The organism is Nocardioides sp. NPDC051685 (assembly GCF_044453405.1).
Taxonomy (GTDB): Bacteria; Actinomycetota; Actinomycetes; order Propionibacteriales; family Nocardioidaceae; genus Nocardioides.
This window is the reverse complement of record NZ_JBITCR010000005.1, coordinates 1-21,723: the sequence shown is the minus strand read 5'-3', so window position 1 is coordinate 21,723 and position 21,723 is coordinate 1. Positions and strand designations below refer to the sequence as shown.

At 69.1% G+C, this 21,723-nt stretch carries 27 protein-coding genes; 5 read left to right on the top strand and 22 right to left on the bottom strand.

Annotated elements, in window-relative coordinates; genetic code table 11:
* Positions 1-156: 156 nt before the first annotated feature.
* The 8 genes from ACIA03_RS15525 to ACIA03_RS15490 all read right to left on the bottom strand — a co-directional run bounded on the left by ACIA03_RS15525 (position 157) and on the right by ACIA03_RS15490 (position 6,185).
* Complete coding sequence (locus ACIA03_RS15525) at positions 157-567, bottom strand: DUF3037 domain-containing protein (protein ID WP_396983943.1); 411 nt, start codon at positions 565-567, stop codon at positions 157-159.
* Positions 567-1,349, bottom strand: coding sequence for a HipA family kinase (locus ACIA03_RS15520; RefSeq protein WP_396983941.1), 783 nt, complete (start codon positions 1,347-1,349; stop codon positions 567-569). Before ACIA03_RS15520 ends, ACIA03_RS15525 begins: the two co-directional genes overlap by 1 nt.
* The gene (locus ACIA03_RS15515) at positions 1,346-2,188 is read right to left on the bottom strand and encodes a PPK2 family polyphosphate kinase (RefSeq protein WP_396983939.1); all 843 of its coding nucleotides are present in this window, start codon (positions 2,186-2,188) and stop codon (positions 1,346-1,348) included. The genes ACIA03_RS15520 and ACIA03_RS15515 overlap by 4 nt, the downstream gene beginning before the upstream one ends.
* Before the next feature lie 18 nt (positions 2,189-2,206).
* Complete coding sequence (locus ACIA03_RS15510) at positions 2,207-2,902, bottom strand: GNAT family N-acetyltransferase (RefSeq protein ID WP_396983937.1); 696 nt, start codon at positions 2,900-2,902, stop codon at positions 2,207-2,209.
* A 23-nt stretch (positions 2,903-2,925) separates the two neighbouring features.
* The gene (locus ACIA03_RS15505; protein ID WP_141792933.1) at positions 2,926-3,426 is read right to left on the bottom strand and encodes a phosphoribosyltransferase; all 501 of its coding nucleotides are present in this window, start codon (positions 3,424-3,426) and stop codon (positions 2,926-2,928) included.
* On the bottom strand, positions 3,423-4,106 hold the full coding sequence (locus tag ACIA03_RS15500) for a regulatory protein RecX (protein ID WP_396983935.1): 684 nt from the start codon (positions 4,104-4,106) through the stop codon (positions 3,423-3,425). Before ACIA03_RS15500 ends, ACIA03_RS15505 begins: the two co-directional genes overlap by 4 nt.
* A 58-nt stretch (positions 4,107-4,164) precedes the next feature.
* Complete coding sequence (gene recA, locus ACIA03_RS15495; protein ID WP_396983933.1) at positions 4,165-5,217, bottom strand: recombinase RecA; 1,053 nt, start codon at positions 5,215-5,217, stop codon at positions 4,165-4,167.
* Positions 5,218-5,456: 239 nt separating this feature from the next.
* The gene (locus ACIA03_RS15490) at positions 5,457-6,185 is read right to left on the bottom strand and encodes a DUF4396 domain-containing protein (protein ID WP_396983931.1); all 729 of its coding nucleotides are present in this window, start codon (positions 6,183-6,185) and stop codon (positions 5,457-5,459) included.
* A gap of 130 nt (positions 6,186-6,315) precedes the next feature.
* Here ACIA03_RS15490 and ACIA03_RS15485 point away from each other — a divergent pair, with 130 nt between their 5' ends.
* Positions 6,316-6,756: a hypothetical protein gene (locus ACIA03_RS15485; protein ID WP_396983929.1), complete on the top strand. Its 441-nt coding sequence runs from the start codon at positions 6,316-6,318 to the stop codon at positions 6,754-6,756.
* Positions 6,757-6,818: 62 nt separating this feature from the next.
* The gene (locus ACIA03_RS15480) at positions 6,819-7,460 is read left to right on the top strand and encodes a DUF305 domain-containing protein (protein ID WP_396983927.1); all 642 of its coding nucleotides are present in this window, start codon (positions 6,819-6,821) and stop codon (positions 7,458-7,460) included.
* 80 nt (positions 7,461-7,540) lie between these two features.
* On the opposite strand, the gene ACIA03_RS15475 is transcribed toward ACIA03_RS15480, so the two are convergent.
* The 11 genes from ACIA03_RS15475 to ACIA03_RS15425 form a co-directional block, all read right to left on the bottom strand.
* Entirely contained in the window at positions 7,541-8,779 is a 1,239-nt protein-coding gene (locus tag ACIA03_RS15475; protein ID WP_396983925.1) for an MFS transporter, read from the bottom strand.
* A complete protein-coding gene (locus ACIA03_RS15470) occupies positions 8,776-8,970 on the bottom strand; it encodes a DUF3046 domain-containing protein (RefSeq protein ID WP_141792927.1) in 195 nt (64 codons plus the stop codon). The genes ACIA03_RS15475 and ACIA03_RS15470 overlap by 4 nt, the downstream gene beginning before the upstream one ends.
* 21 nt (positions 8,971-8,991) lie before the next feature.
* On the bottom strand, positions 8,992-10,134 hold the full coding sequence (locus ACIA03_RS15465; RefSeq protein ID WP_396983922.1) for a methyltransferase domain-containing protein: 1,143 nt from the start codon (positions 10,132-10,134) through the stop codon (positions 8,992-8,994).
* Positions 10,135-10,163: 29 nt separating this feature from the next.
* A complete protein-coding gene (locus tag ACIA03_RS15460) occupies positions 10,164-10,883 on the bottom strand; it encodes a TetR/AcrR family transcriptional regulator (protein WP_396983920.1) in 720 nt (239 codons plus the stop codon).
* Positions 10,884-11,043: 160 nt separating this feature from the next.
* Entirely contained in the window at positions 11,044-11,886 is an 843-nt protein-coding gene (locus ACIA03_RS15455) for a DUF5753 domain-containing protein (protein ID WP_396983918.1), read from the bottom strand.
* A gap of 7 nt (positions 11,887-11,893) precedes the next feature.
* Positions 11,894-12,391, bottom strand: coding sequence for a DUF6879 family protein (locus tag ACIA03_RS15450; protein ID WP_396983916.1), 498 nt, complete (start codon positions 12,389-12,391; stop codon positions 11,894-11,896).
* Positions 12,372-12,638, bottom strand: a complete 267-nt coding sequence (locus tag ACIA03_RS15445) for a hypothetical protein (protein ID WP_396983914.1) — start codon at positions 12,636-12,638, stop codon at positions 12,372-12,374. The genes ACIA03_RS15450 and ACIA03_RS15445 overlap by 20 nt, the downstream gene beginning before the upstream one ends.
* A gap of 109 nt (positions 12,639-12,747) precedes the next feature.
* Positions 12,748-13,560, bottom strand: a complete 813-nt coding sequence (locus ACIA03_RS15440; RefSeq protein WP_396983912.1) for an ABC transporter permease — start codon at positions 13,558-13,560, stop codon at positions 12,748-12,750.
* A 3-nt stretch (positions 13,561-13,563) separates the two neighbouring features.
* A complete protein-coding gene (locus tag ACIA03_RS15435) occupies positions 13,564-14,394 on the bottom strand; it encodes an ABC transporter permease (RefSeq protein WP_396983910.1) in 831 nt (276 codons plus the stop codon).
* Positions 14,394-15,308 carry an ATP-binding cassette domain-containing protein gene (locus ACIA03_RS15430; RefSeq protein ID WP_396984895.1) on the bottom strand — a complete coding sequence of 305 codons (915 nt, stop codon included), beginning with the start codon at positions 15,306-15,308 and terminating at the stop codon, positions 14,394-14,396. The genes ACIA03_RS15435 and ACIA03_RS15430 overlap by 1 nt, the downstream gene beginning before the upstream one ends.
* Positions 15,309-15,378: 70 nt before the next feature.
* Positions 15,379-15,738 (bottom strand): hypothetical protein, encoded by a 360-nt coding sequence (locus tag ACIA03_RS15425; protein WP_396983908.1) that lies wholly within the window; start codon positions 15,736-15,738, stop codon positions 15,379-15,381.
* A gap of 138 nt (positions 15,739-15,876) precedes the next feature.
* On the opposite strand from ACIA03_RS15425, the gene ACIA03_RS15420 reads away from it, so the two are divergent.
* Entirely contained in the window at positions 15,877-17,958 is a 2,082-nt protein-coding gene (locus tag ACIA03_RS15420) for a HelD family protein (protein ID WP_396983906.1), read from the top strand.
* Positions 17,955-18,542, top strand: a complete 588-nt coding sequence (locus tag ACIA03_RS15415; RefSeq protein ID WP_396983904.1) for a GNAT family N-acetyltransferase — start codon at positions 17,955-17,957, stop codon at positions 18,540-18,542. Before ACIA03_RS15420 ends, ACIA03_RS15415 begins: the two co-directional genes overlap by 4 nt.
* Here the strand turns inward: ACIA03_RS15415 and ACIA03_RS15410 are convergent.
* Both ACIA03_RS15410 and ACIA03_RS15405 read right to left on the bottom strand, forming a co-directional pair.
* Positions 18,532-19,227, bottom strand: a complete 696-nt coding sequence (locus ACIA03_RS15410; protein ID WP_396983902.1) for an aspartate/glutamate racemase family protein — start codon at positions 19,225-19,227, stop codon at positions 18,532-18,534. The genes ACIA03_RS15415 and ACIA03_RS15410 overlap by 11 nt on opposite strands.
* 4 nt (positions 19,228-19,231) lie before the next feature.
* The gene (locus ACIA03_RS15405) at positions 19,232-20,407 is read right to left on the bottom strand and encodes an epoxide hydrolase (RefSeq protein WP_396983900.1); all 1,176 of its coding nucleotides are present in this window, start codon (positions 20,405-20,407) and stop codon (positions 19,232-19,234) included.
* An 82-nt stretch (positions 20,408-20,489) separates the two neighbouring features.
* Here ACIA03_RS15405 and ACIA03_RS15400 point away from each other — a divergent pair, with 82 nt between their 5' ends.
* Positions 20,490-21,044, top strand: a complete 555-nt coding sequence (locus ACIA03_RS15400) for a CGNR zinc finger domain-containing protein (protein ID WP_396983897.1) — start codon at positions 20,490-20,492, stop codon at positions 21,042-21,044.
* Positions 21,045-21,465: 421 nt separating this feature from the next.
* Here ACIA03_RS15400 and ACIA03_RS15395 read toward each other — a convergent pair.
* Positions 21,466-21,723: HNH endonuclease signature motif containing protein (locus tag ACIA03_RS15395; RefSeq protein ID WP_396983895.1), on the bottom strand; the 258-nt coding region annotated here is incomplete at its 5' end.

The following is a 21,723-nucleotide window of genomic DNA, read 5'->3' as shown; positions in this document are numbered from 1 at the left end:
GCCCCCGCCCCGGGCCGCGGCCGGGCGGGGCGGCGCCGCGGCGCCCGCGCCCCCCCCCCACCCCCCGCCGCCCGGCGCCGGCCCCCCCCCCCCCCCCCCCCCCCCCCCCCCCCCACGCCGTTGACGCCTCGGCCGACCGGGGTGACGCCTCGGCGGTCAGGTGATCTGGTGGGCGAAGATGCGGTCGAGCTCGGCGGCGGCGTCCGTGGTCACGCCGCCGTGGACGGGGCCGGGCTGGAGGACGGTGCTCTTCGGGGCCTTGAGGAGACCGAAGCGGGCCGACTCGTTGTCGGAGAGCGCCCGGATGCCGTACGCGGTGGCGCGGATGCCCGCGCCGAAGCCGGCGTGGGCGGCGCCGGCGCAGATCAGGTCCACCGACTCCAGGGCCGCCCGCACCAGCGACAGGTCGAGACCCGGGGCGAAGGTGGCCAGGCGCTGCTCGTCGAGGGCCCACCTGGCGGCGAGGAACTTCTGCTCGGGGCAGTAGAGGACGACGCCGACGTTGAGGAACTCCTCGCGCTCGGGACGCGGTACGCAACGGAGCACGACGTACTGGTAGGCGTCCATCACGCCTCCCGGGCGGGCTCGGCCGCGGGCAGCCACGGGCGGCCGCCGTCGAGGCGTGCCCTCAGGAACGCGACGTAGCGCTCGCGCAGCGACTCCGGGGTGTCGTAGCCGGGGACGGGCTCGAGCCATTCGTCAGGTACGTCGGCGAGCACCTTCTCCAGCACCGCGTCGTCGAGCCGCGCGGCGAGGTCGTCGTTCTGGGCGAGCGCCTCGGTGGCGTAGGCCCGCAGGATGTGCTCGGAGGTGTCGTAGGGCTGCGTCGCGTAGCGCGCGGGGTCTCCCCCGCCCCCGGGCCAGACGTGGTGGAAGTAGAGCGAGGCGCCGTGGTCGATGACGTAGAGCGCACCGTTCCACAGCAGCATGTTGGGGTTGCGCCAGGAGCGGTCGACGTTGGCGATGAGCGCGTCCAGCCACAGGATCCGCCCGGCCAGCGTCGGGTCGGGCTGATAGGCGGCGTCGTAGCCGAAGGCACCGGCCAGGAAGTCGATGCCGAGGTTGAGCCCGGCGCTCACGTTGAGGAGGTCCTGGACCTCCTCGTCGGCCTCGTAGCGGGCGATCTCGGGATCGAGGTCGAGCACGACCTGCTCCGGCGTCGGGATGTCGAGCGCCCGGCACAGACCGGTCACGATCACCTCCGCGACCAGCACCCGCAGCCCCTGCCCGGCGCCACGGAACTTGCAGACATAGGTGCCGAGATCATCGGCCTCCACGATCCCGGGCAAGCTGCCGCCCTCCCGGAGCGGGGTGACATACCGAGTCACCCGCACCGTCTCAAGACTCACGAGATGGTGTCCTCTTCCAATCGTCTCTTCTCCTCGGCGACATCGAAGCGGGGCGCGGGCCAGCCGAGGTCGAGCCGGTCCAGGGTCTCCAGGAGCAGCTCGCCGATGGCCAGGTTGCGATACCACTTCTTGTCGCTCGGCACGAGGTACCACGGAGCGTACTCGGTGTTGGTGCGCTCCAGCGCAATCTCGTACGCCTCCTGGTAGCTGTCCCACAGCTGGCGCTCGTCGATGTCCCCGGGGCTGTACTTCCAGTGCTTCGTCGGGTCCTCCAGCCGCGCCAGGAGACGCTTCTTCTGCTCGTCGGCGGAGATGTGCAGCATGCACTTGAGGAGGACGGTGCCGTCCTCGGCGAGGCGTCGCTCGAAGTCGTTGATCGCGGCGTAGCGCCGCTCGATCTCCTCAGGGGTCGCGAGCTCGCGGACGCGCCCGATCAGGACGTCCTCGTAGTGGGACCGGTCGAAGACACCCAGGTAGCCGGGCTCAGGCACCGCCTTCTCGATCCGCCACAGGAAGTCCTGGGCCCGCTCCTCCTCCGTCGGCGCCTTGAAGCTGGTGATCTTGACGCCCACCGGGTCGACCAGCCCGACGGTGTGCTTGAGCACGCCGCCCTTGCCGGAGGTGTCCATGCCCTGGAGGACGAGCAGCACGCGCTTGGGGTCGTCGCTCTCCTTGGAGGCGAACAGCTTGGTCTGCAGCTCGACCAGCGTCGGGCCGAGCTCGGCGAGCACCTGCTTGCCGGTCTCCTTGTCCGCGCCGACGCCGGGGGCGGAGTTGGTGTCGTACTTCCGCAGGTCCACCGGTCCGGCCGGAAGCCGCAGCTCGTCGAGAAGGCTCATGGGTAGACGATAGGCGGCTCAGCCGAGAACTCGACGCAGATCCAGCGTGCAGCCGACCATCGTGGTGGTCGATCCGTCGGGTTGCGGCTCGTCGAACCACGTTCCCTGCTCGAAGCCGACCTTGGCGAGCATCCGCAGCGAGGCGGCGTTGCGGTGGTCGGGAGCGGCGAAGCAGGCCGTCGCGCCCGGATAGCGGCGCGGGATCGAGGTGAGCCAGACCCAGGCCATCCGCGGCCCGATCCCGCGGCCGACGAAGGCCGGCTCCCCGATCGCGTAGTCGAAGCCGATCGCGTCCGGGTCGGGGGTGAGCAGGGCGTACTCCGGCTGCTCGCTGATCCGGTAGTCCTGGCAGAAGCCGACGGAGCGACCGTTGACCTCGATCACCCAGAAGGTGACCGGGGTCCTGCCGTCGATGTCGGGCCCATAGTTCTCCGTCACCCACTCGGGCGTCGGCTCGCCGTCGACGGCATACCACCGGTGCACGTGCTCGGCATTGAGCCAGCGGATCAGGTGGGGCAGGTCGCCGCGGGTCATCGGCCGCAGCGCCACCACCGGCATCGGGTCGGAGGAGAACTCCTTGACCTCACCCGAGAGATCCACGGCGTACGCAGGGCGCCCGGCGATCCTCGTCGCCGCCGATGCCCAGCTCTCCCCCGGACGCGTCACACCACCGAGGCGATGTGTCCCGGTGTGGACGGCGACCGGCGTGAACATGACCTCAGGCTAACTCCGAGGAGTCAGTGGGCCTGGCCGCCGCGGCGGTCGACCAGCGGCGGCTGGGAGGACCAGGGGAAGTCGATCCAGCGGTCGGTCTTCTTGTAGACGTAGTCGGCGTTGATCACCGTCCACGGCTTCTCGAAGATCACCGCGGTGCGGGCCTCGGCGACGTGGCCCTCGCAGAAGTCGTGGACGATCTCGAGGGTCTTGCCGGTGTCAGCGACGTCGTCGGCGATGAGCACCTTCATCCCGGTGAGGTCGACGGCCGCGGGGGTCGGCGGGAGCATGATCGGGACGTCGAGACGCTCGTTGATGCCGGTGTAGAACTCGACGTTGACCGCCGACAGGTTCTTCACGTCGAGGGCGTAGCCCAGGCCCATCCCGAGGGCCAGACCACCGCGGGCGATGGAGAGCACGATGTCGGGCTCGTATCCGCTGTCCACCACCTTCTGGGCGATGTCGCGCACGGCGGTGCCGAACAGCTCGTAGGTCAGGATCTCGCGCTCTTGCTGCTCACTCACAGATCGGATTCTGACACGACATCACCGGCGTCATCGTCATCGGCAAGCGAGAGCTCCTCGCGAACGATGCTGTAGGCCACACCGGCGCCGTACCCCTTGCGGGCGAGCATCCCGACCAGACGCCGGGTCTTGGTCTGGTCGTCGAAGCGCTCCATGGAGCGCAGCTTGCGCCGGACCATCCGCCGGCCGGCCTCGCGCTCGTCGTCGGGGTCGATCTCGTCGAGCGCGTCGCGGGCGACGTCGTCGTCGATGCCCTTGCGGCGCAGCTCTTGGGCCAGTGCCCGTCGCGCCAGGCCCTTTCCGGGCTGGCGGCTGGCGATCCAGGCCTTGGCGAAGGCCTCGTCGTCGATCAGGCCGACCTCTTCGAAGCGGTCCAGCAGCCGTGTCGCCAGGGCCGGCGGGACCTCCTTCTTCTCCAGCTTGTCGGCGAGCTCCTTGCGGCTGCGCGCCTGGCCGGTGAGGGCGTCGAGGAGGATCTTGCGCGCGATCGCCTCGTGGTCGGGCTCCGGGTCGTTCCTGGGGTCTGCGGGGTCCGCCGGGCGCGGCTTCTTGGGCTTCTTCGGCTGTCTCCGCTTGGTGGTCATCTCGACAGGCTCGACCGCCGCGGGCTGCTTTCCTGCCCAGGCCTCGACGCCGAGGGTCACGTCGCCCAGCCACTCGGGCGCGGGCCGTTCGTCCACCCAGGGATCCTGGGTGGACGAACGGTTGCGCTCAGACGAAGCCACGGGTCAGACGGACCTAGAAGTCCTCGACACCGGCAGGCTCGGCTGCGGCGTCGTCGGCCGGAGCGTCGACCGACGGAACGACACCGAGCTTCTCCAGGATCCGCTTCTCCAGCTCGTTGGCCAGGTCGGGGTTGTCCTTGAGGAAGTTGCGGGAGTTCTCCTTGCCCTGACCGAGCTGGTCGCCCTCGTAGGTGTACCAAGCGCCGGCCTTGCGGACCAGGCCCGCCTCGACACCGACGTCGATCAGGCCGCCCTCGCGGGAGATGCCCTTCCCGTACATGATGTCGAACTCCGCCTGCTTGAACGGCGGGGCCACCTTGTTCTTCACGACCTTGACGCGGGTGCGGTTGCCGACCATGTCGGTGCCGTCCTTGAGCGTCTCGATCCGGCGCACGTCGAGTCGCACCGAGGAGTAGAACTTCAGCGCACGACCACCGGTCGTGGTCTCGGGCGAGCCGAACATCACGCCGATCTTCTCGCGCAGCTGGTTGATGAAGATCGCCGTGGTGCCGGAGTTGTTGAGCGCACCGGTCATCTTTCGCAGCGCCTGGCTCATCAGTCGAGCCTGCAGACCGACATGGCTGTCGCCCATCTCGCCCTCGATCTCGGCCCGCGGCACCAGCGCCGCGACAGAGTCGATGACGATCAGGTCGAGCGCACCCGAGCGGATCAGCATGTCGGCGATCTCCAGGGCCTGCTCACCCGAGTCGGGCTGGGAGACCAGCAGGGCGTCGGTGTCGACGCCGAGGTTCTTCGCGTATTCCGGGTCGAGCGCGTGCTCGGCGTCGATGAAGGCCACGATGCCACCGGCGCGCTGCGCGCTGGCGACCGAGTGGAGGGCCACCGTCGTCTTACCCGAGGACTCCGGACCGTAGATCTCCACGACCCGCCCGCGGGGCAGGCCACCCAGACCCAGCGCCACGTCGAGCGCGATCGAGCCGGTCGGGATCACTTCCAGCGGAGCCCGGGTCTCATCGCCCAGTCGCATGACCGAGCCCTTGCCGAACTGCCTCTCGATGTTGGCGAGAGCGGCGTCCAATGCCTTCTCGCGATCACCTGCCGCCATGTTCTTTCCTTCCTGAGGGGCAGACTTCTTCCCCTTGCCTGCCGCTTGTCCACGTGTCTTCGTCGTCATCAAGGCAGACGCTAGACGGGACCACCGACAGTTTCTGAACGGGACCCTCCGGCACGGTGTTTCACGACCCCTCGCAAAGCACGGAACCAACGCTCCACCTAGCACACACACTAGCCCGAACAAGCGTTCGATGTGAACACTTGTTCGGGCGTGTCGGACGGGCCGGACTCTCAGTGGCCCTGCATCTCGCCCTGCATCTCGCCGTGCTCGACCGTGACCGTTCCGCCACCCATCTCGTCGGCGATCGCGACCGACAGACCACCGAGCATGAACGCGATGATCACCGCCGCGAGGGCGCCGCTGGAGAAGGACGGGATGAGACGGCGTACGCCTTCCTGGACGGCCTCCGCGCCGTGGTACTGGTGCGTCAGCGCGTGCCCCTTGCCCCGCTGGAGGAGGTAGCGGTTGACCGGGAACGCGGCGACGAAGGCGACCGTGAGGGAGATCATCATCCCGACCCAGAACACGACGTTGACCAGCCCGGCGTCCATGGCGCCGGGGATGATCGCCATGACCAGGTTGTCGACCAGCTCCATGGTCGCGATCGAGAGGGTGTCGGCGGCGAGCACGACACTGAGCGCCGCCCCGACGGCCAGCCCCGACTTGAGCAGCGGCAGGGTCGAGAGGGTGTAGCCGAAGACGAACGCCAGCACGACGGCCAAGACGATCGTCCCTCCCGTGCCGATCCCGATCGCGGTGCCGATCATCAGGCCCGCGATCTCACCGATCGCGCACCCGGTGAGGCAGTGCAGCGTGGCGCTGGCCGCCATCGCGTTCACCCCGCCGCCGTGCGCGGCGTGGTCGGAGTGGTCGCCGTGACCTTGGTGACCCTCGTGCATCGAGTGCTGATGCGCGGCGTGGTCGTGTCCGGCGTGCACGTGCTCGTCATGCGACGTCATGTCGCTCCCTTGCTCGATCGTTCGTTTCGACTACCCGTCATTCATACCCCATGGGGGTATGCCGTCGCAAGCGATATCCGGTTCGGGGCCGGCTTTGTCCAACCGCGACCGACTCCCTAAGGTGTGCTGTGTGTGGACGGCGGCACGACGGAAGCGGACGACCCGAGTGGTCGCGCGCGCTGGTCTGCTGACCGCGGTCGTCGTCACTGTTGCCGCCCTGTTGGCCATGCATGCGCTGAGTCTGCACGGCACCCGCACCGACGGTGAGCACGCCGCGCTGAGCCTGCCCGCGGCCCACGTGGACCACATGCACGCGGTCGAGCATGCCGGTCACGGAGCAGCCGGCCACACCGGACACCCGGGTGGCGAGGGGCACACGACGATGATGCTGTGCGCCGCGTTCCTGATCGCAGCGGGCGTGCTGCTGCTGAGCGGGTTGTGGCGGCGTACGCCTCTGTGGTGGTTCGCCCGACTCCACAACCGGCCGTCGACCGCCGGGTCCACGCCTTTCGTCGCCCGTGCGGCGACCGGCCCGCCACCGGAGTGGGCGTTCTCCGTCATCAGGTGCTGAGGAGCACTGACCCCTTGGGTCAGATCTGCCCGAAAACAGCACATGACAAGGAGAAACAACAGATGCGTACGCACCGTCCCCTCATCCGCACGACCTGGGCGGCGGCCGGCCTGGCCGTGCTGCTCACGCTGTCCGCCTGCGGTGGCAGCGAGGAGGCCGCCAAGCCTCAGGAGCTCTCGGAGACCGAGCACAACAAGGCCGACGTCGCCTTCGCGACCGACATGATCCAGCACCACGCCCAGGCGATGTCGATGGTCGACCTGACCATGGACCGCGACCTCGAGCCGGAGGTCCAGGAGCTGGCCGACGCGATCCGGGCCGCCCAGAGCCCCGAGATCGAGACGATGTCCGGCTGGCTCCAGGAGTGGGGCGAGGAGGTGCCCTCGACGATGCGCGACCACGTCAACGGCGGCCACGAGGGCCACGGTGACGAGGACAGCAGCATGTCCGACTCGATGGCGGGCATGGATCACGACATGCCGGGGATGATGTCCGCCGAGGACATGGACACGCTCGAGAACGCCTCCGACGCCGAGTTCAGCGACATGTGGCTGGAGATGATGATCGAGCACCACAAGGGCGCGGTCGAGATGTCCGAGACCGAGCAGGACGAGGGTCGGTTCAAGCCGGCCGTCGACCTGGCCGGGACGATCATCGAGTCGCAGTCCACCGAGATCGACACGATGGAGAAGCTCCTCGGCTGAGTGACGAGGTACGACGGGACGTTCTTGTCGGTTACCAGCCGGTAGACCGACAAGAACGTCCCGTCGTACCGGGGCCGCGCTCAGGCCGCCCGTCGAGCCACGTACGCAGCGCCGAACAGCACCGCGACCAGCATGATCGTGCCGAGCGCGAGCGCCGGATATCCGGCCAGGTCGACGACGACGCCCGACACCGCTCCCGCGGCGGCAGCCGCGACGCCCATGATCAGGTCGGCGGTGCCCTGGACGTCGGCGCGCACCTCGAGCGGGGTGTGGTCCGCCACCGAGGTCGCCGCGGCGATCGTGGCCAGCGACCAGCCGAGGCCGAGCAGGAAGAGCCCGACGAAGATCCGGCCCGAGCTGCCCTCCGGCGCCGCGGCGCACAGCACCAGGGCCACCAGGAGCACCCCGCCGCCGAGCGCCATCACGTCGGCCCGGCCGACCCGGTCGGCGAGCCAGCCGGCGATCGGCGCGAAGGCGAACATGCCCAGGACGTGCCCGCTGATCACCAGTCCGATGATCTCCAGGCCGGCGCCCCCGTGCTCCATGTGGAGCGGGGTCATCACCATGACCGCGACCATCGTGGCGTGCGCCGCGGCCTGCCCGGCGACCGCCGCCGCGAGCGCAGGGCGCGCTCGGATCACGGCGAGCGCCCGGCGCCAGCTCGTGCCGTTCGGCCGCTCCACGACCGGAGCCCCCTCCCGGGCGACCAGCAGCGGGTCAGGCCGCAGGAAGACCCCGACCACCAGCGCGGCGGCCAGCATCCCCATCGCCCCGAGCGCGAACGGGCCGGTGAGCACCGGGATCCCGACGGCGTCGGAGAAGAGCTCCGCGACGCCGGTCAGGTTGGGTCCGATCACCGCACCGAAGGTGGTCGCCCAGACGACGACCGACAGCGCCCGAGCACGGCTCCTGGCAGGTGCCAGGTCGGTGGCCGCGTAGCGAGCAGCGTTGTTGGCCGCGGTGGTCGCACCGAGCAGCACCGCGCCGACCAGCAGCAGCGCCATCGAGCCGACCACGCCGGCCAGCACCGCCAGCAGGCCCCCGGTCGCCCCGAGCACGTAGCCGGCCAGCAGCCCGAAGCGGCGGCCGCGCGCGTCCATCACCCGCCCCAGGACGTACGCAGCCACGGCGGCGCCCAGCACCTGGGTCGTCTGCGAGAGACCCGCCATCGACTCCGAGCCGGACAGGTCGCGCGCCAGCAGGGAGGCGGTCGCGATGCCGATCGTGATCCCCATCGCCCCGACCGCCTGGGTGGCGACCAGGGTGAGGATGGTGCGCTTCTGGACCGCGGCGACCGAGCCCGGTGCGACCACCGTCACCGCTCACGCGCCGGCAGCTCCAGAGCCTTCCAGACCGCGGCCCAGACCTCCTTGGGCGGGACCCCGTCGTCGAGCGCCTCCTGGGCGGTGCGCCCGTCCAGATCGCCCATGACGAACTGGCGTGCCCACGCTCGCGCGTAGCCCGCGCCGAGCGCCTCATCCATCCGGGACCAGAACTCCGTGTGTCTCATCGCCCCGAATGCTACTCAGCCTCAGCCGCGCCGGCGGGCGAGGACATCGAGCCAGACGTCGCCGAGGCGGCTGTCGGCGTGACCGACCTCGAGCACCTCCCAGCCGGCCTCGTCCAGGGCCGACCGGAGCGCGGGCTCGCGCCAGTAGACGAAGAGGCGGGGCGCCTCGACGTGGCCGCGGTTGGTCCACTCCTCGCCGTCGCCCTCCTTCATCGACACGTGCAGCGCACCGCCGGGCCGGGTGACCTCGGCGAGCCGGCCGAGCACGGTCCCGAAGTCGTCGCGGGCCACGTGCAGCAGGGTCGCCGAGGCCCAGACCGCGGCGTAGGGGACGTCGGGGTGGACGGGGTCGCGGAGGTCGTCGGTCAACGGGTCCAGGCAGGCCGCGGCGTACCCCTGCTTGCGCAGGTGGGCCACGAACCCCTCGCTGATGTCGGTGCGGCGCACCCGCACTCCCCCGGCCTCCAGGGCCTTGGCGTCGTGGCCGGGCCCGGTGCCGATCTCGAGCACGTGGTCGCCGGGCTCGAGCGCTGCCAGGAACCGGTCCAGGACCGAACGGGTCTCCTCCGAGAACGAGGTGCCCTGGACGTACGTCGCGACGCTGGCGTCGTAGGCGGCGACCGTCGCCCGCTTGGCGGCGGAGCGTACGTCCCACAGGTGGTGGACGACGTCGTGGAGGTGGTAGCGGCCGAGCGACTCGACACTGAACACGTCGCCGTTGGACCGGGTCCCGCGACGCCCCCAGGCGTCCGGCGGAACCTTCTCGTAGATCCGGGCGATCTCGTCGGCGGCGTCCATCAGCTCCTCGGCGACGACCGCCGGATCCTGGCCGGCGTAGTCGCCCTCACGGGCAGCCACGTCCTGGTCCCAGTTGGCGAACCTGGGCTCGTCCTCGGTCAGCATCTGCTGCAGCCGCTGCCCGAAGATGCGGTGGACGTCACGTACGTGTGCCCCGTACTCCAGCGCCGACCACACCCCGGGCCGGGGCCGCTCGCGCGCGTTGTCGGCGGTGAGGTAGATCTCCCAGTACGTCGCGTTGTCCCGCACGATCTCCGGGAGCTGGTCCGCGGTCACCGCGCCGGCGACGAAACCGCACTCCGGGCAGGGCCTGTCCAGGACCCAGGTCCAGTCCTTGGTGTCGGGCTCGATCGCTTCGTACGTCATGGGTCAATCTTGACGGCCCGCGAGGGTGGTCACGAGGGAGATCCTGCCTTTGAGACGTGAGATGACGCCAACAGCCTGGCGAGGATTCCCTCAGCCTGGTGGCTCGCATGGTCGATCTGTTCTTGGCCGGCGCCGCACATCCGGATACCGGACGCAGCGATGGCGGCCTCTGCGGCCCTGCTGATCCTGTCGCCCGACGTGCGCATCAGGATCACGTTTTCCGCATGGTTCAGCAGCCATTCGCCCGCTGTCCCGGGAACGAGTACCCCCGGACGCACCACCTGACAGCCCAGCCGCGCGTACGCATCTTCAAGCCCTCGACGGGCCTTGTCGTACTGCTCGTACGCGGGCGACCTGGTGACCTCAGGCAGCCGGGCCAGAACGCCGGTGTTGTGCGGGAGCGACGCCAATGTTCGGACATCGAGCAGCAGCAGGACGTACAACGCCGTCTCGGGCGCCTCCGGCGGGCACATGCCCTCGATCTGAGCCACCTTGTCGACCGTGGGGCGAACGGACCGCTCCAGGAGCTCTCCGAGGATCTCGTCCTTGCCGGAGGGGAAGTGATAGTAGATCGACGCCTGGCGGATGCCGACCTTCTCGGCGACCTCCCGCGTCGACGTCGCCGCAAACCCCTGATGCACGAACAGCCGTGCAGAGGCATCGAGGATCTGATCACGGGGTGAAAGCGCGCTGTCGGCTGACTGAATGTGCCGGGGCCGGCCCGGGCGTCGATTCTCTGCGGAACTCATGGTGCTCCGTCGCAGGTGGTTGGCGAGTCTTGGATCCCGGGACGACCGCTGACGGCGGAACCCCTTCGGTCGCCCCGGGCTCCGCCAGTTTCGTCCGGCTCGCTCACCGGCTACCAGGAAGTTCCTTCAGGTTTCTTGAAGTCGATCCTGAGCGTCATTGTCACCGGACTCTGTGTCGAGCCTGGTCGATCACCTCTCGGGCCGCCGCGCCGAACACAGCCTGATCCCGGAGTGCATCGAATACGCGCACGAAGTGAGCGATCTTCTCCGGATTGGAGGTTTGATACGAAGCCGACCAGTACTCCTGCCACAGCAGGTTCTCGTCGTACAGATAGAACGCTTCCCCTGGAAACAGGGTCCGTTCCTGGCCCAGCGGGATCACGCCAACCGACACGTACGGCATCTGCGCGACTTCGAGCAGGTAGTCGAGTTGACCGTGCATGACATCGCGTCCACCGACGTTGCTGTACAACGCGTACTCCTCCAGCAGGAAGACGAAGGCTGGCCGCCCGGTCCCGAGGAACTTCTTCCGCGCCATGCGGTTCTGTGCCGCCTCCTCCACGTCGGCCGATAGACGGTGAATCTTGGCGTGGAGGGTGAACTGTGCACGGGTGTAGTCCAGCGTCTGCAGCCATCCCGGGATGTTCACCGACTCGTAGATCCGGAACAGTTTCGTTCTGGCGTACTCATCCATCGCTTCGAGTTGGATGTTCTTCATCCCACGCTTGTGGACCTGCTTGTAGTCCTGCCACATCTGGTCGATCTCGCGGTTCAGGCGATCAACTCGGGCACCTGCGACTCGGCACCACAGACGGCGGCCCACGCCCGAATATCCCCATCGGACGGGGCCTGTGTGCCGTGCTCGAGCTTCGACACCCTTGGACTTGTGCCATCCGCATTCGGCCGCGATCGTGACGCCCGTCAAGCCAGCGTCGAGCCGGATTCCACGGAGCCGAGCACCAAACGCCTTCTTCGCGGACTCGGATGGTTTCTCGTCGGGCATCGCAGGTCTACGGGGCGTACGTCCCGTTGGGTGTCCCCAGGGCCCACGCCTGTTCGAAGGCGTCCAGGCAGAGGCGTACGACAGCGGGGTCGGTCGACAACTGCATGCCCACCGACTGGTTGTCCCCACCGATGAGGTTGAACACCACTACGTCGTCACGGATGAGGCAGTCGTTCGCCGGCAGGGTGATCCCGGACGCGGACGCACGGGGCAGCCACCGAAGTTTCTCCTCTGGGTTCGCGATCTCGACCGCCATCCGCTGGTATTCCGACAGGGGCTCCGACACGACGCGGACGCGGCGATACTCGAAGCCGTCAGCATTCAGGCTTCGCATGTCGTCGCGGACATCCTGCCTCGACTTCTCCACAGTGTCGCGGTCGCCGGTACGCCACGCCTCGAAGAGTTCCCGGTCGATCTCGTAGTGGTCTCGAAGTTCCAGCTTCCTTATCAGTCCAGGCTGCTCGAATATCGCCTGTTCCCGACGTTCAGCCGAGATCAACTCCATAGCGCTCCTTGGCGTACTTCTTGACGAACGTGTCCACGGTGCGATCCGACATCTCGCCGAACGTCTCGTCTGGTGCGAGGCTCACAAGCTGGTCACGAACCTCGGGGCCGCGCACCTTTGCCTGGACGATCCAGGACCCGCGGTCGGTCTCGTAGAACGTCTCACATTCCCGTGAACCGTTGGAGTCGGGGTCCTTGCAGTAGAAGGTGAGGGTGAGGTTGTCGTCCTGGCTCGGGGTGTGGTCCATGTTCTTCCTCCTGGTCGAACTGCCGAGATGCCCCAGCGGTGCGGACCACCAGTCTTGTCCGGCTCACACATCAACCGCCAGAGAGTTGCTTCAGGTTCCTCGAAGTCGCTCAGGTGAGCAGCAGGGAGTCGAGCCGGCGCCGCACCACGACGAGCCCGATCGCCCCGAACGCCAGCAGGTAGACCACCGAGACCAGCGAGCCCCACGACGGCACCCCGAGCGTCAGCTCGCGGCACAGCACCACACCGCGGTAGAGCGGCGTGACCTCCACGATCCAGCGCAGCCACTCCGGGTAGGCCGTGACCGGGAAGAACGTGGCACTGAACAGGAACATCGGCATCATCGCGAGGGTGACCTTCTCGAAGTCCTGCCAGGAGGTCATGTAGGTCGTCAGAGCCATGCCGACGGCCCCGAAGGCAGACCCGATGAGCAGCGCCGCGGGCACGACCAGGAGCGCCCACCAGGAGTGCACGAGGTCCATCGCGACCATGATCAGCAGGAACGCGGCCACGTAGATCCCGCTGCGGATCTGGTTCCAGAGGATCTCGCCGACCGCGATGTCGACCGTGCGGAGCGGGGTGGCCAGCATCTGGTCGTAGAGCTTGATGTATTTCAGCTTGAAGAAGAAGTTGAAGGTCGCGTCGAGCAGCGAGCCGTTCATCGCCGAGGCCGCGATCATCCCGGGGGCGACGAAGTCGCGATATTCGATCGGCTCGCCGGCATAGGTGAACCCGGTGACGATCGCACCGACGCCGATGCCGATCGAGAACAGGTAGAAGACCGGCTCCAGGAAACCGGTGACGAAGACCAGCCAGGCCCGCCGGTAGACCAGGATGTTGCGCCACAGCAGCAGCCTGGCCGCTTCGCCTCCTCGGAGCGGGCGGGCGACCGCGGTGCTGACGGCGGCGTTGAAGATCGCCATGCGCTACGACACCAACCTCTCGGCCAGCTTGCGGACGGCGAGCCACCAGCACACGGCAGCCAGGACAACGAGGTAGGCGACGTGGATCGCGACCATCCCCCAGTCGAGCCGCCCGAGGGTGAGCATCCGGGTGAGGTCGACGCCGTGCCACAACGGCGAGACCGTCGCCACCTTCTCGAGCACGGGACCGAGGTTGCCGATCGGGAAGAAGGTGCCGCTGAACAGCGTCAGCGGGATCATCCCGAGCCGGAAGATCAGCGCGAAGGACTCCTCGCCCTTGATCGAGAGCGAGAAGAGCAGCACCGGCGTCGAGAAGGCCAGCACCACCAGCCCCTGCACCAGCCACGCCGCCAGCACGCCCCCGACGGTCTCGAAGACCCCGAACGCGGCCAGGACCAGCAGGAACACGCCACAGGCGAACATCGTCCGCAGCACCACCCAGCCGAGCTGGGCCAGCACGATGTGGGAGGGAGCCAGCGGCGAGGCGATCATCGAGTAGTAGATCCGCTGCCACTTGAGCATGCCCATCACCGGATAGGTGAGGTCGGCGAAGGCGATCGTCATCGCGTGGGCGGCGACCATGCCGGGCGCGACGTAGGCCAGATAGGAGTCGGCGCCGTCCAGGGTGGCCGGGTCGGCCTTCACGAATCCGCCCAGCAGCACCCCCAGCGCCAGGACGTAGAAGAACGGCGTCACGAAGGTCGTGATCACCCCGCCCTTCCAGGTGCGCGCCAGGACGGTGAGCCAGTAGTCGCCCATCCGCAGCGCACCGGAGACCAGCCCCGCGGGCGCCGTCGGCGGGGTGGCCGGGCCCGAGTCGGCGTAGTCGGTCATCAGTCCACCAGCGTCCGGCCGGTCAGGTGCAGGAAGACGTCCTCGAGCGACGAGCGCCGCACCAGCGTGGCCACCGGCGACAGGTCGCGGCTGTGGACGGCGTCGATGACGGCCTCGCCGTCGTCGCTGTAGAGCAGCAGCCGGTCGGGCAGCACCTCGATCCGCTCGGCGAGATCCTCGACCTTGGCGGCCAGCGCCTCGTGCTCGCCGACGCCGAAGCGCAGCTCGGCGACCTCGCGGGTGGAGTGTTGCTGGATCAGCCCCAGCGGCGTGCCGTGAGCGACGATGCGGCCCTGGTCCATCACCACGAGCTCGTCGCACAGCTGCTCGGCCTCGTCCATGTAATGGGTGGTCAGCAGCAGGGTCACCCCCGCCTGCTTGAGCCGGAAGAGCCGGTCCCAGATGACGTGGCGGGCCTGCGGGTCCAGGCCCGTGGTCGGCTCGTCGAGCACCAGGATCTCGGGCCGGTTGATCAGACTGCGGGCGATGGTCAGCCGCCGCTTCATACCGCCGGAGAGGTCATCGACCTTCGCCTTGGCCTTGTCGGTGAGCTGGACGAAGTCGAGCAGCTCTTCGATCCGGCCCTTCACCTCGGCCCGCGGCAGGCCGAAGTAGCGGCCGTAGACGTAGAGGTTGTCGTAGACGTTGAGCTCGACGTCGAGGGTGTCCTCCTGCGGGCAGACCCCGAGCCGCGCCTTGATCTTCGGACCGTCCTTGGCCGGATCCATCCCGAAGACCCGCAGCTCTCCCTCGCTCGGCGGCGAGACGCAGCAGATCATCCGCATCGTCGAGGACTTGCCGGCACCGTTGGGCCCCAGGAAACCGAAGGTCACACCCGGCCGCACGGACACGTCGATGCCGCGCACCGCCTCGAAGTCGCCGAACGACTTGCGCAGCCCACGGGCCGAGATCATCAGGTCTTCACCCACGTCGGCAAAGACTAGATGCGGGCACCGACAGTTTCGAGCGAGTTCGGCTCGGTGCCTACCGGTCCTGCTGCTTCTGGCGCCTGTTGAAGTCGCGCATCCGCTGCGGCACACCGACCACCGCGGCATCGTAGGACGGGACCTGGTGCTTGTTGGCGAACTTGTGCGCCCACTGCGCCGACGGCACTCGCCGCCGGGTCCACTCGCCGTCATGGGCGACCAGCAGCAGGGTCACCTCGCTGACGACGGTGCGCGGCTCGACGAACCCCTCGACGCCCCGGCGGGTCTTCACGAACTGCTCGAGATGCTGTTGGTCGACGCCATCCGCGGCACGCACCCGCGTGGATCCGGTGTAGGCGTCGCCCGTGGGACGGCTCATCCGCGTCCGGCGGCGGCGGAAGCGATCTAACAGGCTCACGCTCCAAGTGTGCACACCTGTGCCAATGGAGGCCGATAAACCTGTTGGGCACCCGCTCGGTGGTCACTTATGTTGGGTCCTTTGCCCCACGCGTCCGTGGAGCCACCCAGCCGCCGTCGAAGGAGCGAAGAGACCGCCATGTCCGAAGCCGGGACCACAGACGGGACAGCCGCCGACGACCTCGACCACGAACGGGCCCATCTGGCCGCATCGCGCCAGGATCTGGCCCGGATGCGCCGGCGGGTGGAGTCGCTGGACTCCTCCGACGCCGGCAACTGGGTCAGCGCCGAGATCCTCGACGCGACGCTCGCACGGCGGCTGGAGCAGCTCGCGGACGACCCGGAGGTGCCGCTCTTCTTCGGCCGGATCGACCGCACCCCGGCCGTGGGAGCCGAGACCTTTCACGTCGGGCGCCGGCACATCACCGACAGCGCCGGCGACCCGATGGTGGTCGACTGGCGTGCCCCGGTCAGCGTCCCCTTCTACCGGGCGTCGCGGGCCGAGCCGATGGGGCTGGCGCGGAGGCGGCGCTACGGGTTCTCCCACGGTGAGCTGACGGCCTTCGAGGACGAGTCGTTGACCGACGCCGGGCCCGCACAGGAGCACTCGGCGATCCTCGAGGCCGAGATCGAGCGGCCACGCGTGGGGCCGATGCGCGACATCGTGGCCACCATCCAGCCCGAGCAGGACGTCCTGGTCCGCGCGGACCTGTCGCAGACGATCGTCGTGCAGGGTGCGCCGGGGACCGGGAAGACGGCCGTGGGGCTGCACCGGGCGGCGTACCTCCTCTATGCGCACCGCGACCAGCTCACCCGGCGCGGCGTCCTGATCGTCGGCCCCAACGCGTCGTTCCTGCGCTACATCCGCGACGTGCTTCCCGCGCTGGGCGAGATCGAGGCGAAGCAGGCCACGATCGCGGAGCTGGTGGGCACCCACGGCACCGTCCGCGCGGAGGAGCCGGCGACGGTGGCGACGCTGAAGGGCGACGTACGCATGGCGCAGGTGCTCCGCCGGGCGGTCTGGTCCCACGTCGGCGAGCCCGCCGAGGCCCTGGTGGTCCCGCGCGGCTCCCGGCGCTGGCGGGTGCCGGCCTACGAGGCGAGGGAGGCGGTCGAAGGGCTGCGCGCCAACGATCTCAGGTACGCCGCGGGCCGGGCTCTGCTCCCGCGCGCCCTGGCCCACCGGGTGCTGGTGCAGATGGAGCGCTCGGGCGACTCCCCCGACGACCGGGTCCACGACGCGGTGTCGCGGGCCAAGCCGGTCAAGGACTACGCCGCCGCGCTGTGGCCCGACCTGAAGCCCGCGAAGGTGCTGTTCCGGCTGTTCACCGACGCGGCGTGGCTGGCGGAGGTGGCCTCCGGCGTGCTCGATGAGGCGGAGCAGGAGATGCTGCTGTGGGAGAAGCCGCCGCGCTCGGCCGGAACGGCCCGCTGGTCGCTGGCCGACCTGGTGCTCCTCGACGAGATCGCCGACCTGCTCGACCGTACGCCGTCGGTGGCCCACATCGTCGCCGACGAGGCCCAGGACCTCTCCGCGATGATGCTGCGCACTCTCGGTCGCCGCTCGACGACGGGGTCGCTGACGATCCTGGGCGACCTCGCCCAGGCGACGACGCCGTGGGCCTCCTCGTCCTGGACCGACGCGTTGGCCCACCTCGGCAAGCCCGACGGTCACGTCGAGCAGCTGACGCGTGGGTTCCGGGTGCCGGCCGACGTGATCGCGTACGCCGCCCGTCTGCTCCCCCACATCGCCCCCGACCTGGAGCCGCCGGTCGCGGTGCGCCGGGCCCGCGGCGACCTCACCTTCACCACCTCGTCGATCGTCGAGGCGCTCGAGGCGGCCTTGGAGCGGCCCGGATCGGTGGGGCTGATCGTCCCCGACGCCTCGTTGGCATCAGCGCGCGCCGAGCTGACCGAGGCCGGGCTCGCCTTCGCCGAGATCGGGGTGAGCGCCGACGAGGAGACCGAGTTCGACGCCCATCTCGACCTGGTCCCCGCATCGCTGGCGAAGGGACTCGAGTTCGACCATGTGGTCGTCTCCGATCCCACCGCGATCGTCGCGGGCGAGCCCGACCGCAGCACCGGTCTACGCCGCCTCTACGTCTGCCTCACCCGTGCGGTAACCTCCCTGGTCGTACGCCACGACTCCCTCCGCGACGAAGTCAGCCCCGGAGAACTCGGTGGCGTCCCAGAACTGGTTGATGCGAAGGTGGGCACATGATCGGCACCCGGCCTGATCCACTGGTGAGGGCCTCATGGCCGCTGCGCACCGAGCGGCTCGTGATCCGCCGGATGGGGCTCGCCGACATCGAGCCGACCTGGGCCTTCCGGAGTCTTCCCGAGGTGGCCGAGTGGGTGACGACCGCCTTCCCGGACATCGACACCTATCGCAAGGTCTTCGAGCGCCCCGACGTACTCGGGCCCGCCCTGGTGATCGAGCACGACGGCGTCGTCGTCGGCGACCTCATGCTCCGGATCACCGATCCGTGGTCCCAGACCGAGGTGCGCGAGCAGAGCATCGGCACCCAGGCGGAGCTCGGCTGGACCATCGCCCCCGCCCACCAGGGCAACGGCTACGCCACCGAGGCGGTCGGTGCCGTGCTGGACGCCTGCTTCGGCCCTCTGGGTCTGCGTCGTGTCGTCGCGGAGTGCTTCGCCGACAACGAGGCCTCCTGGCGGCTCATGGAGCGCCTCGGGATGCGCCGCGAGTCGCACACCGTCAAGGACTCCCTGCACCGCACCCGCGGCTGGCTCGACGGCCTCTCCTACGCGATCCTCGCCGAGGAGTGGGCCGCTAAGCGCTGAGGGCCGCCTCGATCGCGGCCTCGCAGTGCAGCCGGGTCGTGGGGAACAGCGGCACACCTGCGTACGTCTCCATCGGCAGCAGCAGCTCGATCTCGGTGCACCCGAGGACGATGCCTTCGCAGCCGGCGGCGACGAGCCGGTCGATGACCTCGAGGTACGCCTGGCGGGAGCTGTCCAGGAACGTGCCCAGACACAGCTCCTCGTAGATGATCCGGTGGACGGTCTGCTGATCCTCGTCGCTGGGCACGGCGACCTCGAGGCCGTGGCCGCGGAGCCGGTCGGCGTAGAACGGCTGCGACATCGTGAACCCGGTGCCGAGGAGTCCCACCCGTCCGACCCCGGCCGCGCGCACCGCTGCCGCGGTCGTGTCGCCCAGGTGCAGGAACCGATCCCCGTACGTCTCCTCCAACGCCCCGGCCACCTTGTGCATCGTGTTGGTGGCCAGCACGATCACCTCCGCCCCGGCGTCGCTGAGCATGGCTGCCTCCTCGGCGAGCCGCGCCCCGGCTCGCTCCCACTCGCCGGCCACCTGCATCTCCTCGATCTCGGCGAAGTCCACCGAGCGTACGAGCAGGTCGGCGGAGTGCAGCCCACCGAGCTGTTTCGCGGCGATCTCGTTCAGCAGGCGGTAGTACTCCGCCGTCGACTCCCAGCTCATCCCGCCCAGCACACCGATCCGTCGCATGCCTTCAGTCTCCCCGGGCAGCCAACACGGCCGCGAGACCGGCCCGTAGGTCCTCGACGAAGAGCTCCGGCACCTCCATCGACGGGAAGTGCCCGCCGCGCTCAGGCGTACCCCACCTGACGATCCGTCGGTAGCGCTGCTCGGCCCACGGCCGCGGATACTTCTCGACGTCGCCGGGATAGATCGTGACCGCCGAAGGAACCTCGACCCGGAGCTCGGAGTCGAGCGCGTTGTGGCTCTCGTGGTAGATGCGGGCCGCGGAGGCGCCGGTACGGGTCAGCCAGTAGAGGGTGACGTTGTCGAGGATGCGGTCGCGGGAGATGGTCTCGAACGGGCTGTCGTCGGTGTCCGACCACTCAGCGAACTTGTCCAGGAGCCAGGCGAGCAGCCCGACCGGGGAGTCGACCAGCGCGTAGCCGATGGTCTGCGGCCGGGTGGCCTGCTGCTTCGCGTACGCCGCCCGATGGCGCCAGAAGTCACGCGTCCCCTCGGCCCAGCTCCGCTCCTGCGGCGTCAGCCCGTCCATGGACAGTCCAGGAGGACCTTCCGCGAACGTCGTGTGGATGCCGAGCACGTGGGCCGGGAACCTGCCGGCGAGCACGGTGGTGATGTTGCCGCCCCAGTCCCCGCCGTGGGCGAGGAACTCGTCGTAGCCCAGTCGTCCCATCAGCTCGACCCAGGCCGCCGCGGTCTTCTCGGTCCCCCACCCGGTGGTCGAGGGCCGGTCGCTGTAGCCGAACCCCGGCAGCGACGGGACCACGACGTGGAACGCCGGCGCGGCCGGGTCCGTCGGGTTCGCCAGCTCGTCGATGACATCGGCGAAACGGACGACGCTGTCGGGCCACCCGTGCGTCAGGATCAGCGGCGTGGCGTCGGCCCGCTTGGAGCGGCGGTGCAGGAAGTGGATCCCCAGTCCGTCGATGGTCGTGCGGAACTGGCCGGCCCGGTCGAGCCGCTCCTCGAACGACCGCCAGTCGTACGCCGTGCGCCAGTGCTCCACGAGATCGACGAGGTCGGCGAGCGGAACCCCCTGCGCCCACCGGTCCCGCCCGCGCGCGGCGGGATCGACCGTCTCGGCCTCCGGCAGCCTCGCCGCGGCCAGCCGCGCCCGTAGGTCGTCGAGCTCGGCTTCTGTCGCGTGTGCTTCGAATGCTCGTACGTCGCTGGTCGGATCGGACATGAGACCTCCTGGCTTCGCGGAACCGTCTTAGACGGTTCTAGCACGCCGGCAGCAGCAGCGACAACCGCCTATGCTGGTTCACATGTCCGCTGGATACCCCGACTTCCGTCTCGGCACCGTGCTCGCGACGAGCTTCACCGGGACCCTCTCGGAGCGTCACGGCGAGCCGCTGGAGCGCATTCCCACGCCGCAGCGACTCCTCGACTGGCTGGCTGTCTACGACCTCGACGTCGACTCCTGCACATCCGGTCATCTCGACCTTGCCGTCGAGCTACGGGAGGCGATCCACGCTGCCGCGACGGCGGCAGCGCTCCAGCAGACTCTCCCGCGATCCGCGGTCCGCGTGATCAACGACCGCAGCACCAACGGTCGAGCCTCAGCGATCCTGACGCCCGACGGCAACCGACGCTGGCAGCTCGGCTCGGCCTCCGCGATCGAGGACGCCCTCGGCGTGATCGCCGCCGACGCGATCGCGATCATCGCCGGGGAGCGAGACGGAAGACTGGCCCTGTGCGCTTCGCCGACGTGCCGTGCCGCCTTCTTCGACACCAGCCGAAGCCGCACCCGCCGTTGGTGCGACATGAACACGTGTGGGAATCGCGAGAAGAAGGCCCGGTTCAACGCCAGCCACCGATGAGCCCCACGTCCAGGAAGTGATCTTGCGGGTCCTGAGTGAGATCGAGGGCGTCGGGGTCACCAGGTCGAGCACACCTGCGCCGAAATATGGACAAGTCCGCGCTTTCGCCACGGGCGCGACGCGGACTCGCTGGTTCCACCAAGAGTCACGCCAGAGCGAGTACGCGGACAGACGGGGCCCGCCGGCGGGGCGAGCGGCGCCGCCGAAAGGACCCGCGCCGACATCTGCGACTCGGATGGGAGGTCCGCGGTGCTCGACGACATGGCGCACGGCCAGGCATTCACACAGACAGCCGCGCAGGCCGAAACACCCCGCTGACTCGGGAGTCCTGCCCTGGGCGTCATGCCCAGCTCGCAGGCTCTGTCTGCGTCGACGGGGGCGCCAACCGCGACCTGATTGATAGTCGTGTCGCCCTGCCGGGTCAGGGTCTGCGGGCGAATCGGATCGTGCCATCCGGCAACCGCTCATGCACGTAAGCCGGGTTGTGCGCCAGGCGGTGGTGATGGAGGCACAGCAGTGCGCCGTCCTTGAGGTTGGTCTTCCCTCCTGCTGCCCAGGGGTCGAGGTGGTGGGCGTCGCACCACGTGGCTGTCGCGATTTGAAAATCGCCGAGTCGGGTCCGTGATGGTTGGCGTGTGCTGCGAAATACTTCGGTATGGCTCGCACTTATCGTCCGGTG

Bases quoted from the DNA above. Each gene is read 5' to 3' on its own strand.
- ACIA03_RS15525 (WP_396983943.1), bottom strand. From the start codon at position 567: ATGGACGCCTACCAGTACGTCGTGCTCCGTTGCGTACCGCGTCCCGAG.
- ACIA03_RS15515 (WP_396983939.1), bottom strand. From the start codon at position 2,188: ATGAGCCTTCTCGACGAGCTGCGGCTTCCGGCCGGACCGGTGGACCTG.
- ACIA03_RS15510 (WP_396983937.1), bottom strand. From the start codon at position 2,902: ATGTTCACGCCGGTCGCCGTCCACACCGGGACACATCGCCTCGGTGGT.
- recA (WP_396983933.1), bottom strand. From the start codon at position 5,217: ATGGCGGCAGGTGATCGCGAGAAGGCATTGGACGCCGCTCTCGCCAAC.
- ACIA03_RS15490 (WP_396983931.1), bottom strand. From the start codon at position 6,185: ATGACGTCGCATGACGAGCACGTGCACGCCGGACACGACCACGCCGCG.
- ACIA03_RS15480 (WP_396983927.1), top strand. From the start codon at position 6,819: ATGCGTACGCACCGTCCCCTCATCCGCACGACCTGGGCGGCGGCCGGC.
- ACIA03_RS15470 (WP_141792927.1), bottom strand. From the start codon at position 8,970: ATGAGACACACGGAGTTCTGGTCCCGGATGGATGAGGCGCTCGGCGCG.
- ACIA03_RS15465 (WP_396983922.1), bottom strand. From the start codon at position 10,134: ATGACGTACGAAGCGATCGAGCCCGACACCAAGGACTGGACCTGGGTC.
- ACIA03_RS15460 (WP_396983920.1), bottom strand. From the start codon at position 10,883: ATGAGTTCCGCAGAGAATCGACGCCCGGGCCGGCCCCGGCACATTCAG.
- ACIA03_RS15455 (WP_396983918.1), bottom strand. From the start codon at position 11,886: ATGCCCGACGAGAAACCATCCGAGTCCGCGAAGAAGGCGTTTGGTGCT.
- ACIA03_RS15450 (WP_396983916.1), bottom strand. From the start codon at position 12,391: ATGGAGTTGATCTCGGCTGAACGTCGGGAACAGGCGATATTCGAGCAG.
- ACIA03_RS15445 (WP_396983914.1), bottom strand. From the start codon at position 12,638: ATGGACCACACCCCGAGCCAGGACGACAACCTCACCCTCACCTTCTAC.
- ACIA03_RS15440 (WP_396983912.1), bottom strand. From the start codon at position 13,560: ATGGCGATCTTCAACGCCGCCGTCAGCACCGCGGTCGCCCGCCCGCTC.
- ACIA03_RS15435 (WP_396983910.1), bottom strand. From the start codon at position 14,394: ATGACCGACTACGCCGACTCGGGCCCGGCCACCCCGCCGACGGCGCCC.
- ACIA03_RS15430 (WP_396984895.1), bottom strand. From the start codon at position 15,308: ATGATCTCGGCCCGTGGGCTGCGCAAGTCGTTCGGCGACTTCGAGGCG.
- ACIA03_RS15420 (WP_396983906.1), top strand. From the start codon at position 15,877: ATGTCCGAAGCCGGGACCACAGACGGGACAGCCGCCGACGACCTCGAC.
- ACIA03_RS15415 (WP_396983904.1), top strand. From the start codon at position 17,955: ATGATCGGCACCCGGCCTGATCCACTGGTGAGGGCCTCATGGCCGCTG.
- ACIA03_RS15410 (WP_396983902.1), bottom strand. From the start codon at position 19,227: ATGCGACGGATCGGTGTGCTGGGCGGGATGAGCTGGGAGTCGACGGCG.
- ACIA03_RS15405 (WP_396983900.1), bottom strand. From the start codon at position 20,407: ATGTCCGATCCGACCAGCGACGTACGAGCATTCGAAGCACACGCGACA.
- ACIA03_RS15400 (WP_396983897.1), top strand. From the start codon at position 20,490: ATGTCCGCTGGATACCCCGACTTCCGTCTCGGCACCGTGCTCGCGACG.